Below are 21449 nucleotides of genomic sequence, written 5' to 3'. Positions count from 1 at the left end.
TAATTTTTAATCTTTTTGTAGCCATAATAAACCTTCTGAAATATATAGTGGAGTATTCCAATTAATAAACTGATTACCTTCAGGTGACATTTCACTATTTAATAAAACTTCTATTGCAAATGGAGGCTTCTTTTCAATAGCCTTTTCGGCTAGAATAAATTCATCAATTTCGTTATTTCGATATTTTTTAACCCATTTAGAAGTTAAAGAAGGAAAAGTATTGTTAAGGATAAAATCTCTATTGATTTTAAAAAAGGCATCCTCAAAACTTCTTGCATGGTAACCATCTTCTTCAATTTGGTACGCTAATAACAGCTTGCCTTTTCGATTTGAAACCCATTCTTTTTTTCTGTTTTTCCTCAGTATTTTCCAATCAAACGAGAGGTTTTTAAAATAGTTTAGATTCTTGGTCTTTTCATGAAAGAAAATCAATGAGTTATTAGAAGTATAATTTGCATTTGGATTACTGGGAGTACATTTTATGGTTTTCATTTTATCGTTACCATTAGCGTGCTTCTTAGCCGTAACTCCATCATCTTCAAGTTTTAATTCATCGTAGTTACTATCGATATCGGTTATAATAAGACATTTTTTTAAATCAATAAAATCAATAAATTTTTCAAATATTTGAGAATGTGCACCAACTTCTATAATTGAAATATTTTGAGATAATAATTGATTGGTGGTGCAATCTTGATCAATTTTCTTCATCATCGCAGGTAAAAGTAATCTTTCAGTATCACCTTCTATTAATATTGCTTTATCTGCAAAAAATAATTCTGACCTATTTAAAGTTAAATACTGTTTTAAAAATCTATAGTTTTCTTCTTCCCCATTATCAGTGTACTCTTTCTCTAGGCTTTTTAGATTTTTAGAGATAACACTGTTCTCTCCATCTTTTTTTAAATACTTAATATCATCAAAAACACTTTCAGCAACGATATGTGAAGAATGTGTTGTTATTGCTGCTTGTAACTCTCTATTATCACCATCTTCACGAACAATCCCCCTTTTAAGCAAAGATTTAATGTTTTTAATAAAAACATACTGCATTTGAGGATGTGTATGTGCTTCAGGCTCTTCAATAAATAATAAGTTTATATCAGCAGGCTTTTCATCTTTACTCTTTTTAAATTCTTGTATTAATATTTCAATTTGAAATATCATACTAATCAAATTCATATACCCCAAACCATTGTTATATTCAGGTAAAGTTGTATCATTATGTTTGTACATAACTGTTGTATTTCCTGACAATAACTCCCTGTGTTGTAAAGAAGATTCTATTTTAATGGTGGAATCATCACTTTTTATACCTCCAAATAATCGAACTTGTTCAATAACATCTTCAAATAGAGTTTCATAAATTTCTGATAGAGTATAATCTGTTGATATTAGTTCTTCTTTAAATTGCTCTATTTTCTCATTTTGCTCATCAGTTTTCTCTGTTTCATTATAAATTTCTGACGTTTGACCTGACAATGCTTTATCATTCTCCTTATTGGTAACACTTCTTTTAGCGCTAATAAATTTAAAGCTTATAATATCTTTAGTAGATATTTTCTCTGGAGAATCTAAATCAATGAAATTATCATCATTTTCAATTTCATCAATTCTATTGTACTCTATAGATTTTCGACTAGATTTAAAAAAATCTCCTTGATATACCTTTAAAAAATAAAATATATCTCTCTGTCTATAGTTTTCGTCTTCACCAAGTTTTACAACTTCTTTAGCTTGAAATTCAGCATACTTATGCTTAATTCTCTCTAATGAATCATATGTTAAATGATATTCAAAACCTAAAACAACAAACTTGTTTTCAGGATCTAAGTCCATCATAACTCTACTAAGGTTAGCTAAGTTATCATCTTCATTATATTCTATAAAAAGCTTAAGCTTTATACCGACTGATTTATAATTCTCTTGTTGCGGTATATCTTCTTCAATTAAAGTTCTTAATTCATTTTTAAAATCGATATTGAAATCATCAAATGAAAACCTGCTCTTATCTGAACCATTTAAAAAACTATTTATAACCGTTAATAGTGAAGTCTTTCCTGTATTGTTTTTTCCAATCACTAAAGACATTATTTCTTCTAAATCAATTGAAAACTGTTTTAAAAGTCTATAGTTTTCAATTTTAATCTTCTTAATTTTCATACATAAATAGTTGTGACTTATAGTACAAGAACTATAAAACAGTATTAGTTTGAGATAGTGTTTAGGGAGAATTTATTACTCAAAACGCTGTCTCTCAAAGATAGAAAAAATTAACAAGAAGTTATTTACGGAATTCCGTAATTGATTGAAAATTAGAAATAATAATCCCATTCCATACACATCAGGAACATCATAATATTGCCAACGCGCCATCTGTGTTCTAAATAGATTCATCCCCAGGATAAAACTATAACATCCTTAGCTTAATAATACAATCTAAAATCAAGCAGTTTACAAATTTTATAATGTCTTTGATGCAACTCTTCCACCACATCTAGCATATTATCATCTTCGTTAAATAAGTTAAAAAAGGCTATATCCAGACTTGAGCTAGTAATTCCGTTAGAAACATTACCGTATCCAGAAATACCTCTTGCTCCAGTAATGTCTAAAAAATATTGAGCTTCTTCTTCGTCTAAATCTAAAACTTTTGCATTGGAAAAATGTAAAATCTTTCCGTCTAATCGTCCTTCAAAAATTTCTGCAATTTCTTGTAAACTGTAGTAATAGTCATTTAAACAAATACTATTAGCTTCACCTGTAATAACTAGGTAAATTATTTCGTAATCTTTAAAACTATGATCTCCTAAAACTAATGTGTTTAAGTTGTCTTCTAATCCTTCAATGGTGTCGCATGTATTATAAATACTAGCAACTCCATATTGCGTGGTTAAATGTTTTAGTTTTTTTTGAGCTTCAGTAACCAGATTTATTTCTACATCTTCTACCGCTTCTAAGCAGTAAATGAAATAATCTGTATCTATGAATTGTTCTTGGGGTAATTGTTGTCTTTTTTCTAACAAATCTCAGAATTTAGGAAAGTATTAAAACACAAAATTAATGTAAATCTTTTATTCTTTTCAGTAAGTTAATGTAAAACATGTGAAAAAATGTACGCACCACTCGCATATTATAAAGAAAAGTTAAATAATCCATTTAAAAAAATTGTTTTATCGAGTGGATAAATCACAATTAAAAGATTTGGTATAGAACCCAAATAACAAATTTATGAATGAAACAAAAACACCACATCCCCAGTTTCAACATCATAGAATGGAGATCTTCCCATTGAATCTTTGCCCGTATTGTTAACGGGTAAATAGCGACCGAATATAAGAGCTCTGAGGTCTTGAATATCTTTTTTTGTGGCTGGTTTGTTTTCAGGCGAAGTGAGTATATGTTTTACCCCTTCTACGACTACTGTTCCTACAACAGCATTTCCAATACCTGATAGACTCATTGTTTCAACTTTTGCTTTTTGCTTTTCAACTTTTTCTTCAGTAGAATCTTTTACAACATCTTTTCTGTAATTTTGTTTCAGATACCAATATCTGGACTTACAGGATTTGGAACAAAATTTCTGCACACCTCTGCGGGTTGGGATATAATCGTCGTTGCAATGCAGACAAATTTCAGTTTTTTTCATATTTATGAGTCAATTACACGTGTAATTTACGTATAATTTTCATTTTAGCTGTTTAATATCTAAATTAAATACATGCTTTAATAGCACTGTTTCTGCCTCTAAATCTGTAACCAATGGTGTTTTGTGTAGTTTTTTTTGTTGTGGCTTCTTTTCCAATTGGTTCTCTATTTGAACTATTGGTGCGGTAACCGTTCTTTTCTTTGAGTTGTTATATCCACTTTCAATATCTGGAAAATAGGTCTCTATTAAATGTTGGGCATTAAAGTTTCCCTTAGGAAGAATAGCCCTGCTTGGATAAAAGTTCTTGACCAAACTCTCGAAATGTTTTTTATAATTTAGGGACTGGATATGGAATAGACCCAAAACACCATCGCTATATTGATCCATTTGAGCCATGTTGTCTTTCATCCAATTCGTTATATAAAACAAACATTCCGCTAATTCAAAATACTTCTCCAGAATATAATCAAATTCATATTCCTTTACTTCGCTCTTCTTTTCCAATAAGCTAAATAAATTTTTGTCCAGATCACTTGTTTTTAACAAAAGGTGCTTATTACTCCTTGTATTTTTATATTCCATTGGACCTTGGTTATAATCCATGACATATATTTTATTGAAAATGTTTGTTGTTTTAAAAAATTCAAACTTTTCAATAATATCTTGACTCATTTCATTTTTAGGTATGAAGAAAAATAATTCCGTCAATAAATTCGGAATCAGGCTTAAATAAAACTGATGTAAAATAGGTTTACCCATGAGTATTCTTTAACATTTCGGAATAATCGGCTGGCAATTCAGCGTCAATATCTCGTAAATATTTTTCTAGTGCGCTCATTGAAGAATGACCAGTTATCAACATAAGTTTACTTTTTGCTTCAAAAGGTGACGAATCGTTCATTAGTGCACGGTATAGTTTAGTTATATAGGTGTGCCTAAAACTGTACAGTCCGTAATCTTTATTCAACTCAAAATGGTCTTTTACAACCTTTTTAAAGCGCTTTGAAAAGTAGTCCCTTTTGTTGTTAATTTGCGTTTCCCAGACACCTCCAATTTGCAGAGGTGTAAATAAAACCCATTCTTTATTTAATTCAGATAAATCCGGCAAATCATCCCATAAAATTTCTGGAATAATTTTTGTTTTTAACGGGCTATTCTTTGCCTTAAACTGTATGGTCCTATCTTTCGTGTTTATATCACCTACAGTTAACCTTGACACCTCTATGGGACGCAGAAAATTATAGGAAATAAATTTGATGTAAAGCAAAAGTATAGGATCTTTCTTTTCCAAGTATTCAAAAATATCTTCTTGAATTTCGGTTGTATAGGTTTTGTTTCTTTCTGGTATGGATTTTAGAACTGGTATTTTTTTAATAAAATTTAATTTTACAATATCATTGTCTTCTAGGACTTGCATGATACTACTTAAATCCGTTCGAAAATTATTCCTATTCCGTGCACTTGTTTTCTCCAATATCTCGTTTAAAAAGCCTGAAACTACTCGTTTGTTTAAGTTGTTGATAGTCTTAAGCTCTGAATGGTTTTCATTCAGCCACACTAAAAAATTCTTTACACGATTGTCATAACTTCTTTTGGTAGTTGAATTTACGATCTTTTCTTTTTGTTTCAATCCAAAATCAAAAGCATCTTGCAAAGTCATCGCTGGTTTATCGTCAACAGTAGTCAAGCTTTTGTTTTCTGCATGATCTAAAACATGTTGCTCTTTAAGGTTTTCCTTGGTCTTTAAACGTAAATAGAGCTCCTTATTGTTATCATATGGGTTATAACCCTGTTTTAATAGCTTTAATAACACTTTTCTATAAGTAACCAGAACGGAGAGTCTTTCTTCCTTCGTTTTATATTTATTGGCATTGCCATAAAATGGTGTTACCCGTTTTAACTTACCGGTTTTTGGGTGTCGGTACGAGAAATAGAGATACCAGCGCTTTTTTAAATCACCGCTCGCTGAATAGATTTTTGGGGTTGAAAATTTTTTGTTTACTGACAAATCGTATGCACTTTCGTATTCATTTTGTGCATCTAAGGTAATTAATTCTTTTAAACTATGCATAAAAAAACGGCTTAGTGAAAACTAAACCGTTGTTTTTAAATAATTTATACTTTGTAGCGGGAACTGGACTCGAACCAGTGACCTTCGGGTTATGAGCCCGACGAGCTACCTACTGCTCTATCCCGCGATATAATCTAGAAAAAATTTACTTAGCTTTTAACTCTTGGCTCATAATACCAATCAAATTATTTCCGACTGCAAATATACAATGCTTTTTAGATATTACAAGCTTTTTTTTACAAAAAAATCACATTATTTACTAACTTACTTAGAACCTGCATATTCCAAATCAATATTTTTTTTCATTAATATAATTAACACTTTTTACTTAAATAAATGCAGAAAAAAAGGTAACCCTTCAAGGTTACCTTTTTAGTCTTAACTGTAAAATACTTTTCCTTATATACTATTCTTTTTCAATGTCTATACTTGCAGCTGTATTGCTATGAAAAATAATATTAGATAAGTTTTGAGGACGATTACCAGAAACCGTAATATAATCCTGTTTTAAATTATTATCGCTTACCATTAAAGTTTTTAGTTTAGCTAAATTAACAAACTCTACTGGCAAGTTACCAGTAAAACTATTTGAAGATAACAATAACTCTTCTAAATTATCAAGTTGAGCTAATTCTGCTGGAATTTCTCCATCCATTTTATTATCCATTAAACCTAACTTCTCTAACTTCTTTAGAGATTTAATACCAACAGGAATTGTTCCTGTCAAAAAGTTACTACTTAATAATAACTCTTTTAAATTGGTTAAATTCATTAATGAATCTGGAATATTTCCTGTTAGTTTATTTCCATAAAGCTTTATACTTTCTATTTTTTTTAACTGTCCAATTCCTGAAGGTATTTGCCCTTCTAAATTATTCATAAATAACACTAAAGCTTTTAAGTCCTTTAAGTTCTCCAAAGAAGCTGGTATTTTACCCGAAATTTTATTGAATCCTAAATTAAGTATTTTTAAATAGCGTAAACTTCCTAATTCATTTGGTAACTCACCTTGCAAGTTATTAAACTGAAGGTTTATCTCTACAATATTATCATTTTTAACTGTAACTCCAAACCATGTACTTACATCGGCATTTAAATCCCAAGAAGTATTCCATTCTGTTCCATGAGTAGATTTATATAGAGCTACTAAAGCACTTTTTTCATTTTTAGTAACACTAGCAAATGAGTAGCTAGAAATCAAGCAACATATCAATATAAGTTTTAGATTTTTCATAGGAAATACAGTTTTAATGTTTATTGTCCTACAAAATATTACGCTCAAATCAGATTAATAACTATTTTATTCGTTAAAACGCAAGAAATTTTAACATTTGACTTCAGACAAAATACACTTTTAATCGACAAAACGTATAGATCCTAATAGAAAAGGTCTTTAAAACTCAATATTCAAAAGCGCTCCACAAATTTGAAGCATTTGAATTTCAGCTACTTTAGCCAAATATTTAGCCTGGTTACGGCTCAACTCAGCATTTAACAAATTAAGCTGCTTGTCTAAACTCGATAGAATTTACCTGACCTAATTTAAACTTCTCTTCTGTTCTATCAAAATTATTCTGAGATGTTTTAATATTATGCTCCTGCAGTTTATAAATACTTAACTTATTTTCATAATCATCCCAAGCATTATTAAAATCTCGCACTACAGAAACTAAAAGTTGTTCTTTCAGAATATTTTGTGTTTCCAAATTCAATTTAGCATTTCTTACATTAGTAATTGTACTTCCTCCATCAAACAAGTTCCAACTTAAGTTCAAACCTGCAGAAAGTCCGGTATTAATAGAATATGCTGCAAATGAGGCTGCATTATTATTATTTTTATTCCACCCATAGCTCCCAGTTAATCCAACCGTTGGTAAATAGGCTGATGTTTCAGATTTCACTCCCAAAGTATTAATTTCAATATTTTTATTCACCTGTAAAACACTAATATTATTCATCTTAGCATTTTCTAACAACTCATTTTTATCATAAAGCGTATTAAAAGACACTTCTGTATTTATGGTAAAGTCTTGAGAAATTGTATTCCCTAATACAAAATTTAAATCACGCTTAGCATTCTTTAATTCTTGAGTAGTATTCATTAAACTAATACTATCATTATTAATATCAACTTCCGCATTAAGGCTTGCTAATCTTGTGCTTTGCCCATAATCAAACTGATATTGAGAACGTATTAATCGGTCTTTAGAAATGGTTAACGTTTGTGAAACGGCATCTTTATTTTCTATGAGTTCGGCTACATTATAATAAATTGAGAACAACTGTACTATGGTGTTTTCAATAGTTTCACGAGCTTGTAACTCAGTTAACTGTTTGGTTTCTTTATTTTGTTTATACGTATAAGATCTTCCCAAACCATCAAATAACGTGTAATTTAAATCTACCGATGCATTATAACTAGAACTCTCTGCACCGTTTAATACTCGATTAGTTCCATCTGCAAAACCAACTTCTGTATCATCTAAATTATAATTTGCTCCCGCACTTCCTGTTACAGTTGGCAAATATCCAGAATTTAAAATATCGGCATTATTCTCAGCAATTTCCACATCGGTTTTGGCTAACTTAATACCGTGATTATTTTCTAAAGCCAAACTAACAGCCTTCTCTGGCGTTATCAATTCTTGTGCAAAAACAATTGTTTGCAACATTACTATTATACTAAAAAAAACAAATTTAATGTTCATGAGCTTCATTTTGTTCTTTAATTGCACGTTCTACTTCTTCTTTTGTTACTTTATTACCAGTAGCCAACCACTTCGCATTCTTTTTAACACTATTACTAAATGATAAAAATAAAGGTAAAACCAAAAGGGTTAAAATGGTAGCATATGCTATCCCAAAGGAAATTGAAATGGCCATAGGTTTTAAAAACTGAGCTTGTCTACTTTTTTCTAATAACAATGGAGCCAAACCTGCAACCGTTGTTAACGAGGTTAAGAAAATTGCTCTAAACCTAGATTTACCCGCATCAGAAAGCGCCAAATCAAACGGCATACCATCTTTTAAATTGGAATTAAATTTCCCTATTAAAACCAAACCATCGTTCACCATAATACCTATTAATGCAATTATACCTAAAAGCGATAAGATGTTTACCGGAAATCCTAAAACCCAATGTCCCCAAGCCACAGCTGTTAAACTAAAAGGTACTAACAAAATAAGCAAAATAGGTTGACTATAACTTCGGAAAGTAAAAGCAATGGTTATATAAATAAGACACAAAATAGGAATCCCTGCATTTGCAAGTGAGCTCGATAATTTTGAAGCCTCTCTATTTTGACCTTCATAAGATGCTGAAATTGTTGGATATTTAGAATGAATCTCTGGTATAATATTCTTCCGAATATCATCAATAATATCTGTAGCACTTGTGCTTGGGTCTTTTAAATCTGCAGAGACTTGAATTTCTCTTTGTCCTTCTAAATGATTTATAGCAACATCTCCTCTTTGAATAGTGTAACTCGCAATATCCTTTAAAGTTACACGAGCTCCAGATGGTGTTACAATACGCATATCATCTAGATTATTTATGGACTTTCTATTGGATAAATCGTAACGTACCCAAACTTTAATTTCATCTTGTCCACGCTGAAAACGTTGTGCCTGTGTTCCAAAAAAACCAGATCGTACTTGCGTCATAACCGTTTGCAAATCCAAACCTAACAAGTAAGCGCTTTCTTTTAATTCTAAACGAATTTCTTTAATTCCTGCAGGATCATTATCTTCAACATCCTTTAATAGTGGGTTAGTTTTTAAAACCTCTTTCAATTCTAATTTAGCCGCCTTTAATTCGTCTATATTATTACTTAACAAGGATACCGAAACAGGGCTACCTCCAAAATTACCACCCGATCCAAAAATTAAACGTTCCGTACCAATAACTGGGCCAACAGCTTCGCGTAATTTATTTGTTACCAAACTAGCATTTATAGCATCTGGACGCTCTTCGCCAGGCAGCATATTTATTTGTAAACTCGCACTAGATGAACTTGATAAAGACAAAATGGTATTTTCGAACAATACCTTATCTGTTCCTTTAAGGTATTTTTCCGTTAGTTCCTTATTTACCTCATATGCTTTTTCTTGAATCATAGAAATAATAGAATCTGTAACTTTTACATTGGTACCATTTGGCATATCTAATTCTACCGAAACGCGATCACTGGCAACAGATGGAAATAGAGTTACACCAATTATACCTCCTCCAACAGAACCAAATGTTAGTATTAAAAGTGCTACAAAAAAACCTAAGGATAACATTTTATATTTTAAAACAAAATCTAAACTCGGGCTATAAACCTTATCCCGCAAAAACACCATAAACCTATCACCTAGCTTATTAATGACACGCATTTTAGAAAAAAACTGTTTTAATCTAGAAGGGTTTTTATCTTCTACTTGCTTATGAAGCGCTTTGGAATGTGCTAAATGCGCAGGTAATATTAATAAAGCCTCTATCAAAGAAACAACCAAAGTAAGAATTACAATGACTGAAACTTCACTAAAAAACTCACCAATTCTACTATCTAAAAACAAGAATAATGAAAAAGCCAAAAGTGTGGTAATAATTGCAGAAACAACTGGTGGAAGTACCTCCATCGTTCCATCGATCGCGGCTTGTATTGGTGTTTTACCTTTTTCGTAATGCTGATAGATATTCTCGGCTATTACAATACCATCATCGACTAAAATACCAATAACGATAATCATTCCGAAAAGCGATAAGATATTAATAGTAACATCAAACTGACCTGCAAAAACAAACATTCCTAAAAATGAAATAGGCAAACCAAATGCAACCCAAAACGCTAAACGTGTATTTAAAAATAAGGATAAGAAAACCAATACTAAAATCATCCCAGCAATAGCATTCTCTGTTAATAGTTGGGTACGTTGATTTAGCGTAACAGATAAATCTCTAACAATATGAAGCTTTACGTTGTTATGACTTTCATTATAGCCATCTATATAAGTCTTCACCTTATCGGCCGAAGAAATTAAATCTTCATTATTTGTACTTGTTACTGTTATATTAACGGCTAATTCACCATTAAAATAGGTGGCGTTTGGCGTTTCGGAAAATCGATCTCGAATTATAGCAATATCATGTAAACGTACAGTTTTACCATCGTCGGTAGCTTTAACAATAATATTAGAAAGTTCTTTTCCATAATAAGATCTATTATTGGCCCGAATTAAATATTCTTCGGTATCGGTTTTTATATTTCCTCCGGTAACTAAAATGTTTGATGCACTTACTGCTTTTGAAACATCGGAAAAACTAATATTGTAAGCCAGAAGACTCGCCTCGTTAACAGCTATTTCTATTTCTTCTTCAGGATATCCCGAAACTTCAATTTGAGAAATACCATCAATAGCTCTTAAATCATTTTCAACTTCCCTACCAAGTTGTTTTAAAGTTGATAAGGGGATGTCTTTTCCGCTTAAAGCGAAAGAAATAGTTTGACGAATAGCCTCTTGTTTTGCTACAATTAAAGGTTCCATTCCCGTTGGAAAAGAAGGCACACGATCTACCGCGTTTTTCACTTCCAATAGCATGAAATCTATATTTTCACCTTTTTCAATTTCAACAGTAATAATCCCGCTATTTTCTCTAGAAACCGAAGTTACTCTATCTACACCTTTTAAGCCTTTAAGATTATCTTCAATTTTTAAAACAACACCTTCCTCAATTTCCTGAGGAGAAGCTCCAGGGTAAGCAACGCTTACATTAATAATTTTAGATTCTGTTAAAGGAAAAAACGAAGACTTAAGTGACAGTATTCCTATAATACCAAAAACAAAAAATGCCAAAATAAAAATATTTACAGCAACGTGATACCGAATAAAATAAGTTATTAATTTTCTCATTATTGATCTTCGGTTTTATCTATATTTTTAAAAGGTTTCACAAGCATTCCTGCATAGGCGCCTGGTACTGGCTTTTTAAGAATTACTGTTCCGTTTGGCACATTTTTTAAAACCACTTTAGTCTCCGAGAAATAAACTGGTTTTGCAGAAATAACATCCAACAAACTATCTCGAACAATAAAAATCTCTTGGCTTTCAGAAAGTAAGCCTCTATCTATTTCTATTGCATCATGCTCCTCTTTTGCATTTAAGTAAGCTTCTAGATATAAACCTTCTTTTAAGGCATCGTCCTTCACGTCAATATAAGCTGCTATGGTTTGCGTAGTTGCATCTACACTACCATTAATACGAGAAACTATACCCGTATAGGTTTCCGTTTTATCTAAATTATTAAGCTTAACAGTTTCTCCAACCTTTAATAAGCTAGCATAGCTTTTACTCAAAGCGACTTCCATTTCGTAAACCGACGGATCTATAAATTCACCAAGTTTCTGTCCGCTTCTAACCAAAGTTCCTTCAGTTACCAAAGCCTCTGTTAAAATACCGGTAAATGGAGCGGTTATAGTATATTTTGATAAACGCTGTTCTAAATTCTTAACATTGTAATATCTAGAAATAATACCACGACCAGTTATAAAATAATTTTCCTTATCGGAAGTCATTTCTGGTAACTTCGGTGTCGCTTTATCTAAATCAAAACCATTAAGATAACTTTGCCATTTTTCAAAAACTTCAGGAAAATCTAAACGTAAATCCGGCATTATTGCGGCTATATCATTATAAAGATTACTTTTTTCCGACTGAACACTTGCATAATGCTCCGCAGCATCTATTCTAATTAATGTCTGGCCTTTGCTATATTTTTGCCCGGGTTTAAAAAGTACACGAGAAGCTTTAAAAACACCTTGAACTTCGGCGTAAAGTTCCACACGTCTTTTAGCAGCCAAACTACCATTAGCAGGAATTACAATCTGAATAGTTTTGTTTACAACAGTATCTGTTAAAACGGTTTTTACAACTTTTTCCTTTACAGGTTTGGGTTTGTTTTTTTCATCAATAAGTTTTTTGGCAAAAAAAACAGAAAATATAATTAATAAAATTCCAATGCCAGAAAGGATAATGTTACGCATGTTAGTAGTTTTGAAAATATATTTTCAAAACTACCTAATAACAAGATGTTATAAAGTTAAAGAAAACTTAAAATAACGCAATAACAGTAACTTACCATTATTTAAGACAAACTGAAACAATTTTGTTTTTAAGGTGCTATAAATTTCGAATATGACACAAAAAGGAATAAAAAAAGCTAAATGAATATCATTTAGCTTTTTTTATTATTATTCTATCCTTCAAATTTCTCAATTTCTAAATGAATATCTTCCCATTTCTGCATAAAGTCTTGCAGATCGGATTTCATTTTCTGATAATTCTCAAAGAAGTTTGGTTTAGAAGACACTTCTTCATAATTAATTTCTAACTCTAAATCTATCTTTTTAATCTGGCGTTCAAAATCACTTATTTTAGACTCTACGTTGCTCAGTTTATTATTTAAAGATTTTAATTTCTTCTGATCCTCGTAAGATTGCTGATTCTTTTCCTTTGGCGTTTCTTTAATTACAGTACGTTTTTCAACTTCACGTAAATTTTCAACATTACGTTTTTCTAAGTAATAATCAATATCCCCAAGGTATTCTTTTATTTTTTGATCTTTAAACTCATAAACCTTGTTGGTTAAACCTTGTAAGAAATCACGATCGTGAGATACTAAAATAAGTGTACCCTCAAATCTAATTAAAGCTTCCTTCAATACATTTTTAGATTTAATATCTAAGTGATTAGTAGGCTCATCCATTATAAGCACATTAAAAGGCTGTAGCATTAATTTTGCCAATGCTAAACGGTTACGCTCCCCACCCGAAAGTACACGTACATATTTTTCAGCCTCGTCACCACGAAACAAAAACGAACCTAAAATATCTCGTACTTTACTTCTATTCGTTTCATTAGCAGCATCGATCATCGTATCTAAAACAGTTTTACTACCATCTAAATACTCAGCTTGGTTTTGTGCAAAATAGCCTATTTGTACATTATGGCCCAGTTTTAAACCACCATCGTGCTGAATATCTCCAACCATAATTTTGGCAAGTGTAGATTTTCCTTGTCCGTTTTGCCCAACAAAAGCCGTTTTGCTATCACGTTCAATAAGTAAATCAATGCCATTTAAAACCTGATTATCACCATAGGTTTTCGATATTTTATTAGTTTCTACAACCACTTTCCCTGGTGTAATAGATACTGGAAAATTAAGAGTCATCACACTATTATCATCCTCATCAACCTCAATCCTATCTATCTTATCAAGCTTTTTAATCAGCGATTGCGCCATAGTAGCTTTAGATGCTTTTGCTCTAAACTTCTCAATTAATTTTTCGGTTTGCTCAATTTGCTTTTGCTGATTTTTTTGAGATGCCAATTGCTGCGTACGTAATTCTTCACGCAATACTAAAAACTGAGAATACGGTTTTGGGTAATCGTAAATACGCCCTAAAGATATTTCAATAGTTCTATTTGTTACATTATCCAAAAACATTTTATCGTGAGATACTATTGCTACAGCACCAGAATAATTCCTTAAAAACCCTTCTAGCCAAATAATAGATTCAATATCTAAGTGATTGGTAGGCTCATCGAGTAATAAAATATCGTTATTTTGAAGTAGCAATTTAGCTAATTCAATACGCATACGCCAACCTCCAGAAAAGGTATCGGTTAGTTTACCAAAATCTTCACGTTTAAAACCTAAACCCTGTAAAATTTTCTCGGTATCTCCTTGGTAGTTATAACCTCCAAGAATATCATATTGGTGTTGTAAATCGTTAATATCAACCATTAACTGGTGGTAACCTTCACTTTCATAATCGGTACGCACAGCCATTTGGGTGTTTACCTCTTCCATTTTGGCCTCTAAAATCTTAATTTCGACAAAAGCTTCATAAGCTTCTTCCAAAACGGTACGCCCCAAAATAAAGTCAATATCTTGTTTTAAAAACCCAATTTTAAGTTCTTTATCTGCGGCAATTTGCCCTGTATCAGGTTCCATTTCTTTCGATAAAATTTTAAGCATGGTCGATTTTCCAGCCCCATTTTTACCAATAAGGCCGATTCTATCGCCGTTCCCGAGTTTAAATGTAATATCTTCAAACAAGTATTCGCCTTGAAATGAAACCGATAAATTATGAATGTTCATCATAGAAATGTAACTTTTATTACAAAGTTTTAATTGAAAAAAACTTACTTTTGCTTTGTAATTGCGGTTGCAAAAATACACAAATAATATGTTTAAAAAAGGTTCAAAAGTATATAGTATTTTCACGGGCACTTGCCCCAAATGCCAAGAAGAATCTATGTACAAAAACAAAAACCCGTATGTACTAACCGAAACCTTAAGCATGCACGAAAAATGCAGTAATTGTGGTACAAAATACAAAATAGAACCTTCTTTCTTCTATGGTGCTATGTACGTGAGTTACGGCGTTGGCATCGCTTTTGCTGTTGCCGCATTTGTAATAAGTGGTCTTATTTTTAATGCAAGCTTAAATGGTATATTTGCATCTATTATAGCTACACTCATTGGTTTTATGCCCGTAATTATGAGAGTTTCTAGAAATATTTGGATCAATCTTTTTATGAGTTACGACAAAAAATTGGCTAAAAAATAAATTGAATTTTATTTTGGACGTTACCTTTTACAATCTTCCAAGGTTAAAATAACCTCGAAAAATTGCAAAAGGTCGGGCTTTCACTACTCGCTCCCTCCTACCGTCGGGGAGCTTAAACAAACCGTTCAATCCCTAACGCAAATCTATCTGCTAAGTTTAATAATAAATCTTAATATATAGTAAGCTCTATTTAAATCGTTCTATATTGATTTCAGCCTCTAAAGGCGTTTCAAATTCAATAAACTCAAAAAGTGCTTTCGCCACATAAGGGCCAATCATTACACCTCGCGTCCCCAAACCGTTTAAAACATATATGTTCTTGTAATCGCTATGTTTGCCAACTAAAGGACGTCTATCCTTCACTGTAGGACGAATACCAGCTAATTGCTTCATAACTTTAAAATCGCACTTAATTACTTTTTCAAGTTTATCTAAAAGTTCTATTTTAGCCTTATCTGTTGTTTCGTGAGTAGTGTCATGCCAATCGTAAGTAGCACCAACCGTATACAAATCTTCTCCTAACGGAATTAAAAACACACCAGCCTTTAAAACAAAATCCATATTCAATTCTGGAGCATAAATAGTAAGTAATTCACCCTTGGTAGGTACCATTGGTAAATAACTAAAAAACGGATTTTTAGCGACTCCAAAACCTTCAGCAAATACAATATGCTTTGCGTTAGTGTTTTGATATGTAATAACATCATTTTCTACATCTAGAGCTTCATAATCAAAAGCTGTTTCAAATAAAATACCTTTCTCTAGTAAATCGGTTTTATAAGTTTCAATCAACGTTTTTACATCAATTCTTCCGGTAGTTAAAACTTCTCCAAAACTGAACGGCGCATCAATAGACTTATTCTCATTCTTAATTAACTTTGATGATAAGTATTCTGCCAACCTAGGCTTATCTGAAGCGGTAAACCAATCGTTCTGCTCTTCAAGTGAGGCAAACTTTCTATAAACAGGGATTTTATAATCAAGTTTCACATTGAGCTCGTCTTCAATATTTACATATAAATGTAAAGCCAAATTGAGCTGTTCTTCACTTTTCCAAACCGAAGTAAAGCGTTTTAAAACTACAGGATTGTATAAACCACTTGCTACGGTAGATGATTGTTGCGATGCATTATCGAACACTACAAAACTTTTATTATGCGCCTTTAATTGTTCGCAAAAACTAATTCCGGCTAATCCAATTCCAACAATAATATAATCTACTTTCATGTAATGCGAAGATAAATATTTACAACATCTATTAAACAAAAAAACGCCCACTTAAAAGTGAGCGTTTAATATTTTTATAAGGTAATAGAATTTAATATGTCCACATATCTAATTCAAAATCTCTAATTTTATCTTTAATCCTATCTGATTCTAGTAATTGCATTAAAGAATTATCAGATATATATTCGGTTATAGCTCTATCTCCTTGTACATTTTCTTCTTTATAAGTATAACCATGAAAACGGCGTGCATTCAAAATATGATCGAATGAAAATGGCATTGAGCTATTTTTATTGTTAAAAGATTTTGCTTCGTGTAAAACCTCGCGAGCATCTGGGAAAAATACCCAAAACAACTCAACTAAATCCGGCTCATCATCATCAATAAAGTTAACATCTGGAGCCACTGGAGCAATACCTAACAATCTGTATTTCATTTCAGCTTGACGCTTATCAAAATACCAAAGTCCTTTAATATGATATTCTCTAATCTCTGCAGCTGTAATATCTCTTCTATTGATATATTCAGCAGATAAAGTTTCTCCAGCATTTAATTGCTCGATACCAACACCTGTTGTATCAATTTTGGATAAAGAAGCTTCAATATCTTTTAATGTTCTTTTAGCATTAAAATACGAGTCATCATAAATATTTTCAATCTTACCGTTTTTAATGTTCTTCATTAGAACATGGTATAACGAGCGTCTGTTACTACTAATATTATTAGTATCAATAGGATAGTATAACGGAAAGTTAGATCGTTCATCTAAAACCACTTTTTCCCAAGTCATTTTAGAAAATAGAATATCACGATCATCTACATAACCGTATTCTAGAGGTTTATCATTGTCTACAGCTTTTTGAGCATCTGTTCTAACACCAATTTCCGCGGGGCTTTTCGCATTTAAAATATTCGCCTGAGCAAACATACCAGATACGGTACAAACAGTTGTTACGGTCAATAAAAAACTTTTCAAATTCATGTTCTTACTATTTATTGTTTTAATGAAGCAACTAAATAAAATATTAATATTTAGTTGCTCATCCTAATAATACTCTTTATTCAGTAATAACTAAACGTTATTTATGCTTTTTTAGTTTGTAAGCTCAATAATAATTGGTGATACTTTTTTAAGTATTACGCTAACACCAGTTGCTTTGGCCTGAATATCAAAAATTGTAACATCAGATCCACGTTTTGCTTTACGTAATGCTCCTTTTGCTCTACTATCTAACTTACCACCACTAACACTTATTGTTGGTTGTCCTGGTACTTTAAATTTAAATCCAGTTACACGTAATGGTAATTCAAAATCAAAATCATCAAATTTAGCTCCAATAGTTGAAATTTCAAGACTATTACGTTGCATTTTCACAGCACCATCTTCACCTCTAATCGTTCCTGTTGGTTTTGGTAAATCTTTAATTCTAAAGGTTGCTTTATCTCCTACGTTACCACCACCATCAGGTAATGATGCGCTTACATTAATAGTTATTTCTCTACCTTTAATTCTAGTAGCATCCATAACATATTTACTTCCAGAAACTTTAGATAAACCTTGAGCTTTAGCATTCACTTTATTATCAGGCACTCCTGCAAAAGAAATAGTCATTGGGTTTTTAACACCTCTATATACTACATTCATTTTATCGGCAGAAATAGTTGCTGAGTTTGGTTTTGCCACTGTTGCAAAAGATGAGTTCACAGGTACTTCAACCTCTTCACCATCTTGAGCAAAAAATAATGCTCCTGCAATTTTATGCTCACCAACTCCACCAGTTCCTACTTTAAGCTTCACTTTTCCACCTTCAATCGTGTATTGCTTATCAGAAAGTTTTCTTCCGTCTAAAGTTAATTCTACTCTACTTGGTTTTGTTGAAGCATCTGTACGACCTAAAACAATTTGTCCGTCGAATTGCTCTCCATTAAAATAAGCCGATTTAGAAGTTTCCATTAAAGTTGTGTAATTTGTCATAGATACTTCACTAGAAAGTGTTCCTTGTAACATATTACCTAAAATTTCCGATTCTGTAGTTTTAATATCAGATTGTAATTGAGTCATTTTTGTTAAAGAAGCTACTAAAGGAAACCCTTTGAAGTTATGATCTAACCACTCTACAGTTCCTGCACCACGCTTAACATCTTCAGTATTAAATTTGTCTTTAACAGATTTAACAACGTCTTCCATGCCTTTTTGGCCTTCTATAACTTTAAGAACTCCTTCTCTAAAACTTACTATTTTAGCTTTAAACTCTTCACCTTCTGGTTTTAATTTTCCGCCTTTAAAAAAGTTTTGATCTAGGTAATCCCCCTTATCCATACTTTCGTATTCTTCAGGATTATCAACAGTCGCGATCATTTTACCTTTTAATTCTGCAAGGTAAGAATTAAAATCATGCGCCAATTTGTCTATCGCTTCTCCTTTAGCCTTTAAAGGTTCGTATTTTTCAGGTTGCTCACCTGCTTTTAACTTTAAGTTATCTACAAAAGTTTTATTTCTTAATTCTGCAGACTCGTTAGATTCAACAAGTCTCTCGTTCATTAATCCGAATGCTGAAAGTACTTCTTTCGACATATTTAATGCTAACATTGCAATAAATATGAGGTACATTAGATTAATCATTTTTTGTCTAGGTGATAAATTTCCTCCTGCCATGGTTAATTAGGTTTTTATAATAGTTAATTAATAATAATTTGGGGTTATTAATTAGCCTAATTATTTATTCATTGCAGATAACATTCCTCCGTAAACACCATTTAATGATGATAAGTTAGATGCTAAAGATTGCATTTGTTCTTTTAATTTTGCTGCATTCTCAACAGATTCTTCATTAATAGAAGCTTGTTTACTAGCACTTTCTAATTGTACTTTATACAAGCCGTTTAATGATTCCATTTGAGATGCTGCTAAAGATAATTCCGCACCATATTTTTTAGTTGCTTCCATAGAATCTACTGTAGGTCCCATATTTTTAGCTGCTCCTTCAAAACTTTTGATACTAGTACCTAAACTTGCGATTAATTCTCCGTCAATTTTAGCCTCTTTCAATAAACTATCTAATTTTTTAGATAATAATCCTTGAGCGTCATCATTTTGAGCTGCTTCTTTTTTTGTTCCCATACCTCCAGATAATTCCGGATATACTAAAGACCAATCTAACTCATCATCTACAGGTTCAAATGCAGATACAGCAAATATAAGCGCTTCTGTTACTAAACCAATTGTTAAAAGAGTATTACCATTTAAGGGTCCAAACTCCATGTGAGTAATTTTAAATAATGCACCAAGGATAACAACTGCTGCTCCTAGGCCATACATCATGTTCATGATTTTTTTACTTGATTTTGACTTTGCCATAATTTTTGATTTTAATTTAAGTACGAATACTTAAGTAGGTTAATTAATAAAAATTTATAATTGATTTGATTTGATTAAATATAATTTAGCTTAGTTACCGTTTTTTGTTACTTGTGTCCCCATATAATCTTGAACGGTTCTAAAGCCAATATAACTTCTTGCAGAATCTGCATATTCATAATCTCTTGAACTTACTTGTAAAAAGTATGCTACATCTTTCCAAGAACCACCACGAACAATTTTACGTTTATTATCTCTATCATTTACACTTGGGTTAATACTTGATGTAAACTCGTAAGATGAAGGATCGTAAGATGCATTTACCCATTCTGAAACGTTTCCAGACATGTTGTATAAATTGAAATCGTTAGGTTCGTATGATTTTGCTTCTACAGTATATAAAGCTTGATCGGCAGCATAATCACCACGTACAGGTTTAAAGTTCGCCATAAAACAACCTCTATCACTTTTTGTGTAAGGTCCACCCCAAGGGTAAGTTGCTGCTTGAAGACCACCACGAGCGGCATATTCCCACTCTGCTTCCGATGGTAATCTAAAGGTATTTACCATAGCTGCACCTTTTTTAGATTTCTGGTATGAATTTTTCTTTAATGTTCTCCACTCACAAAATGCCTTTGCTTGTTTCCAAGTAATACCAACTACTGGATATTCTCCATAAGCATCGTGCCAGAAATAATCGTTGTGCATTGGTTCGTTATAAGAGTATGCAAAATCTCTAATCCAAACTGTTGTATCAGGATATATTTCCAATTCTTCTTTTTTAATGGCATCTTTACGTTCAATCCCTCTGTTTTTCGCAGCTTCTTGAATATCCATATAACTGTATTGGAATTTAAACTTTTTAACATCCCAAGTACGTTGCCCGTTGTAAGAAGCCTCTAAAGGTAAATACATAGTATCCATAACCTCTGCATACCACTCATCTGGGTATTCAGCTGTATCAAAAACTAAATCTACATCTTTATTCAACTTTCTACCTTCATAACCCGTTGGGCCTAATCCAGTATAGTTTTCAAACATGTATTTTTCATAAACAGACATATTTGCAGTATCCGCATCTTTAAATGCATACTCACCAATACCTCCATCTTCTGGTACTTTACCAATTTCATCTGCTAAAACAGCAAGTTTCATTCTAACAATAGAATCTCTTACCCAATTAACAAACTGGCGATATTCACTGTTTGTTATTTCGGTTTCATCCATATAGAATGAACGTACTGTAACAGTTTTTGCGGGAGCATCTTGTACTCCTGCTAAATCGTCATCAGCTTTACCCATTATAAACGATCCACCAGGAATTAGTGCCATTCCGTAAGGCTTCTCTGGATGCCATTTTTTTCCTTGTACACCAACTAATTCGCCTCTGTCATTTGAGCCGCAACTTGCTAGCAATACTAATACTGTGGTTAATAATATAAACTTCTTCATAATCATAGAAAACTCGCGGTTAATTATTTAAGCTCCAATTTCGAGAGCGTAAACATATTTATATATTATTTAAAA

At 31.9% G+C, this 21449-nt stretch carries 16 protein-coding genes and 1 tRNA gene; 1 reads left to right on the top strand and 16 read right to left on the bottom strand.

Annotated elements, in window-relative coordinates; genetic code table 11:
- Window positions 1–6 precede the first annotated feature (6 nt).
- The 11 genes from GQR97_RS10275 to GQR97_RS10225 form a co-directional block, all read right to left on the bottom strand.
- Window positions 7–2163, bottom strand: a complete 2157-nt coding sequence (locus GQR97_RS10275) for an ATP-dependent nuclease (RefSeq protein ID WP_158848054.1) — start codon at window positions 2161–2163, stop codon at window positions 7–9.
- A gap of 263 nt (window positions 2164–2426) precedes the next feature.
- Window positions 2427–3026 (bottom strand): DUF6642 family protein, encoded by a 600-nt coding sequence (locus tag GQR97_RS10270; RefSeq protein ID WP_158848052.1) that lies wholly within the window; start codon window positions 3024–3026, stop codon window positions 2427–2429.
- Between the two features lie 203 nt (window positions 3027–3229).
- Entirely contained in the window at window positions 3230–3589 is a 360-nt protein-coding gene (locus GQR97_RS10265; RefSeq protein ID WP_158848050.1) for a hypothetical protein, read from the bottom strand.
- A 99-nt stretch (window positions 3590–3688) separates the two neighbouring features.
- A complete protein-coding gene (locus GQR97_RS10260) occupies window positions 3689–4408 on the bottom strand; it encodes a hypothetical protein (protein WP_158848048.1) in 720 nt (239 codons plus the stop codon).
- A complete protein-coding gene (locus GQR97_RS10255; RefSeq protein WP_233267515.1) occupies window positions 4401–5720 on the bottom strand; it encodes a tyrosine-type recombinase/integrase in 1320 nt (439 codons plus the stop codon). Before GQR97_RS10255 ends, GQR97_RS10260 begins: the two co-directional genes overlap by 8 nt.
- Before the next feature lie 54 nt (window positions 5721–5774).
- Window positions 5775–5847, bottom strand: a tRNA-Met gene (locus GQR97_RS10250).
- Window positions 5848–6126: 279 nt separating this feature from the next.
- Window positions 6127–6954, bottom strand: coding sequence for a Two component regulator three Y domain protein (locus GQR97_RS10245; protein ID WP_158848046.1), 828 nt, complete (start codon window positions 6952–6954; stop codon window positions 6127–6129).
- 265 nt (window positions 6955–7219) lie between these two features.
- Window positions 7220–8428 (bottom strand): TolC family protein, encoded by a 1209-nt coding sequence (locus GQR97_RS10240; protein WP_317164041.1) that lies wholly within the window; start codon window positions 8426–8428, stop codon window positions 7220–7222.
- The gene (locus GQR97_RS10235) at window positions 8418–11615 is read right to left on the bottom strand and encodes an efflux RND transporter permease subunit (protein ID WP_158848044.1); all 3198 of its coding nucleotides are present in this window, start codon (window positions 11613–11615) and stop codon (window positions 8418–8420) included. The genes GQR97_RS10240 and GQR97_RS10235 overlap by 11 nt, the downstream gene beginning before the upstream one ends.
- A complete protein-coding gene (locus GQR97_RS10230; protein WP_158848042.1) occupies window positions 11615–12745 on the bottom strand; it encodes an efflux RND transporter periplasmic adaptor subunit in 1131 nt (376 codons plus the stop codon). Before GQR97_RS10230 ends, GQR97_RS10235 begins: the two co-directional genes overlap by 1 nt.
- A 212-nt stretch (window positions 12746–12957) precedes the next feature.
- The gene (locus GQR97_RS10225) at window positions 12958–14868 is read right to left on the bottom strand and encodes an ABC-F family ATP-binding cassette domain-containing protein (RefSeq protein WP_158848040.1); all 1911 of its coding nucleotides are present in this window, start codon (window positions 14866–14868) and stop codon (window positions 12958–12960) included.
- A gap of 85 nt (window positions 14869–14953) precedes the next feature.
- On the opposite strand from GQR97_RS10225, the gene GQR97_RS10220 reads away from it, so the two are divergent.
- Window positions 14954–15337, top strand: coding sequence for a DUF983 domain-containing protein (locus GQR97_RS10220; RefSeq protein ID WP_158848038.1), 384 nt, complete (start codon window positions 14954–14956; stop codon window positions 15335–15337).
- Window positions 15338–15523: 186 nt separating this feature from the next.
- Here GQR97_RS10220 and GQR97_RS10215 read toward each other — a convergent pair whose 3' ends face one another.
- The 5 genes from GQR97_RS10215 to gldK all read right to left on the bottom strand — a co-directional run bounded on the left by GQR97_RS10215 (window position 15524) and on the right by gldK (window position 21374).
- Window positions 15524–16564 (bottom strand): NAD(P)/FAD-dependent oxidoreductase, encoded by a 1041-nt coding sequence (locus GQR97_RS10215; RefSeq protein ID WP_158848036.1) that lies wholly within the window; start codon window positions 16562–16564, stop codon window positions 15524–15526.
- A 91-nt stretch (window positions 16565–16655) separates the two neighbouring features.
- Window positions 16656–17546, bottom strand: a complete 891-nt coding sequence (gene gldN / locus GQR97_RS10210; protein ID WP_158848034.1) for a gliding motility protein GldN — start codon at window positions 17544–17546, stop codon at window positions 16656–16658.
- A gap of 111 nt (window positions 17547–17657) precedes the next feature.
- Window positions 17658–19220 carry a gliding motility protein GldM gene (gldM, locus tag GQR97_RS10205; protein ID WP_158848032.1) on the bottom strand — a complete coding sequence of 521 codons (1563 nt, stop codon included), beginning with the start codon at window positions 19218–19220 and terminating at the stop codon, window positions 17658–17660.
- Between the two features lie 60 nt (window positions 19221–19280).
- The gene (gldL, locus tag GQR97_RS10200; RefSeq protein ID WP_158848030.1) at window positions 19281–19922 is read right to left on the bottom strand and encodes a gliding motility protein GldL; all 642 of its coding nucleotides are present in this window, start codon (window positions 19920–19922) and stop codon (window positions 19281–19283) included.
- A 90-nt stretch (window positions 19923–20012) separates the two neighbouring features.
- On the bottom strand, window positions 20013–21374 hold the full coding sequence (gldK, locus tag GQR97_RS10195; protein ID WP_199269841.1) for a gliding motility lipoprotein GldK: 1362 nt from the start codon (window positions 21372–21374) through the stop codon (window positions 20013–20015).
- Between the last annotated feature and the right edge of the window lie 75 nt (window positions 21375–21449).

The organism is Algibacter sp. L1A34 (assembly GCF_009796805.1).
Classification (GTDB): domain Bacteria; phylum Bacteroidota; class Bacteroidia; order Flavobacteriales; family Flavobacteriaceae; genus Algibacter.
Note: the sequence above shows the minus strand (reverse complement) of the source record. Positions and strands in the feature narration are given on the sequence as shown.

What these genes read in the sequence shown, in the direction of transcription:
- gldK (WP_199269841.1), bottom strand. Translation starts at nt 21,374, where the DNA reads ATGAAGAAGTTTATATTATTAACCACAGTATTAGTATTGCTAGCAAGT.
- GQR97_RS10230 (WP_158848042.1), bottom strand. Translation starts at nt 12,745, where the DNA reads ATGCGTAACATTATCCTTTCTGGCATTGGAATTTTATTAATTATATTT.
- gldL (WP_158848030.1), bottom strand. Translation starts at nt 19,922, where the DNA reads ATGGCAAAGTCAAAATCAAGTAAAAAAATCATGAACATGATGTATGGC.
- GQR97_RS10215 (WP_158848036.1), bottom strand. Translation starts at nt 16,564, where the DNA reads ATGAAAGTAGATTATATTATTGTTGGAATTGGATTAGCCGGAATTAGT.
- GQR97_RS10245 (WP_158848046.1), bottom strand. Translation starts at nt 6,954, where the DNA reads ATGAAAAATCTAAAACTTATATTGATATGTTGCTTGATTTCTAGCTAC.
- GQR97_RS10275 (WP_158848054.1), bottom strand. Translation starts at nt 2,163, where the DNA reads ATGAAAATTAAGAAGATTAAAATTGAAAACTATAGACTTTTAAAACAG.
- GQR97_RS10235 (WP_158848044.1), bottom strand. Translation starts at nt 11,615, where the DNA reads ATGAGAAAATTAATAACTTATTTTATTCGGTATCACGTTGCTGTAAAT.
- GQR97_RS10220 (WP_158848038.1), top strand. Translation starts at nt 14,954, where the DNA reads ATGTTTAAAAAAGGTTCAAAAGTATATAGTATTTTCACGGGCACTTGC.
- gldN (WP_158848034.1), bottom strand. Translation starts at nt 17,546, where the DNA reads ATGAATTTGAAAAGTTTTTTATTGACCGTAACAACTGTTTGTACCGTA.
- GQR97_RS10225 (WP_158848040.1), bottom strand. Translation starts at nt 14,868, where the DNA reads ATGATGAACATTCATAATTTATCGGTTTCATTTCAAGGCGAATACTTG.
- GQR97_RS10255 (WP_233267515.1), bottom strand. Translation starts at nt 5,720, where the DNA reads ATGCATAGTTTAAAAGAATTAATTACCTTAGATGCACAAAATGAATAC.
- GQR97_RS10260 (WP_158848048.1), bottom strand. Translation starts at nt 4,408, where the DNA reads ATGGGTAAACCTATTTTACATCAGTTTTATTTAAGCCTGATTCCGAAT.
- GQR97_RS10240 (WP_317164041.1), bottom strand. Translation starts at nt 8,428, where the DNA reads ATGAACATTAAATTTGTTTTTTTTAGTATAATAGTAATGTTGCAAACA.
- gldM (WP_158848032.1), bottom strand. Translation starts at nt 19,220, where the DNA reads ATGGCAGGAGGAAATTTATCACCTAGACAAAAAATGATTAATCTAATG.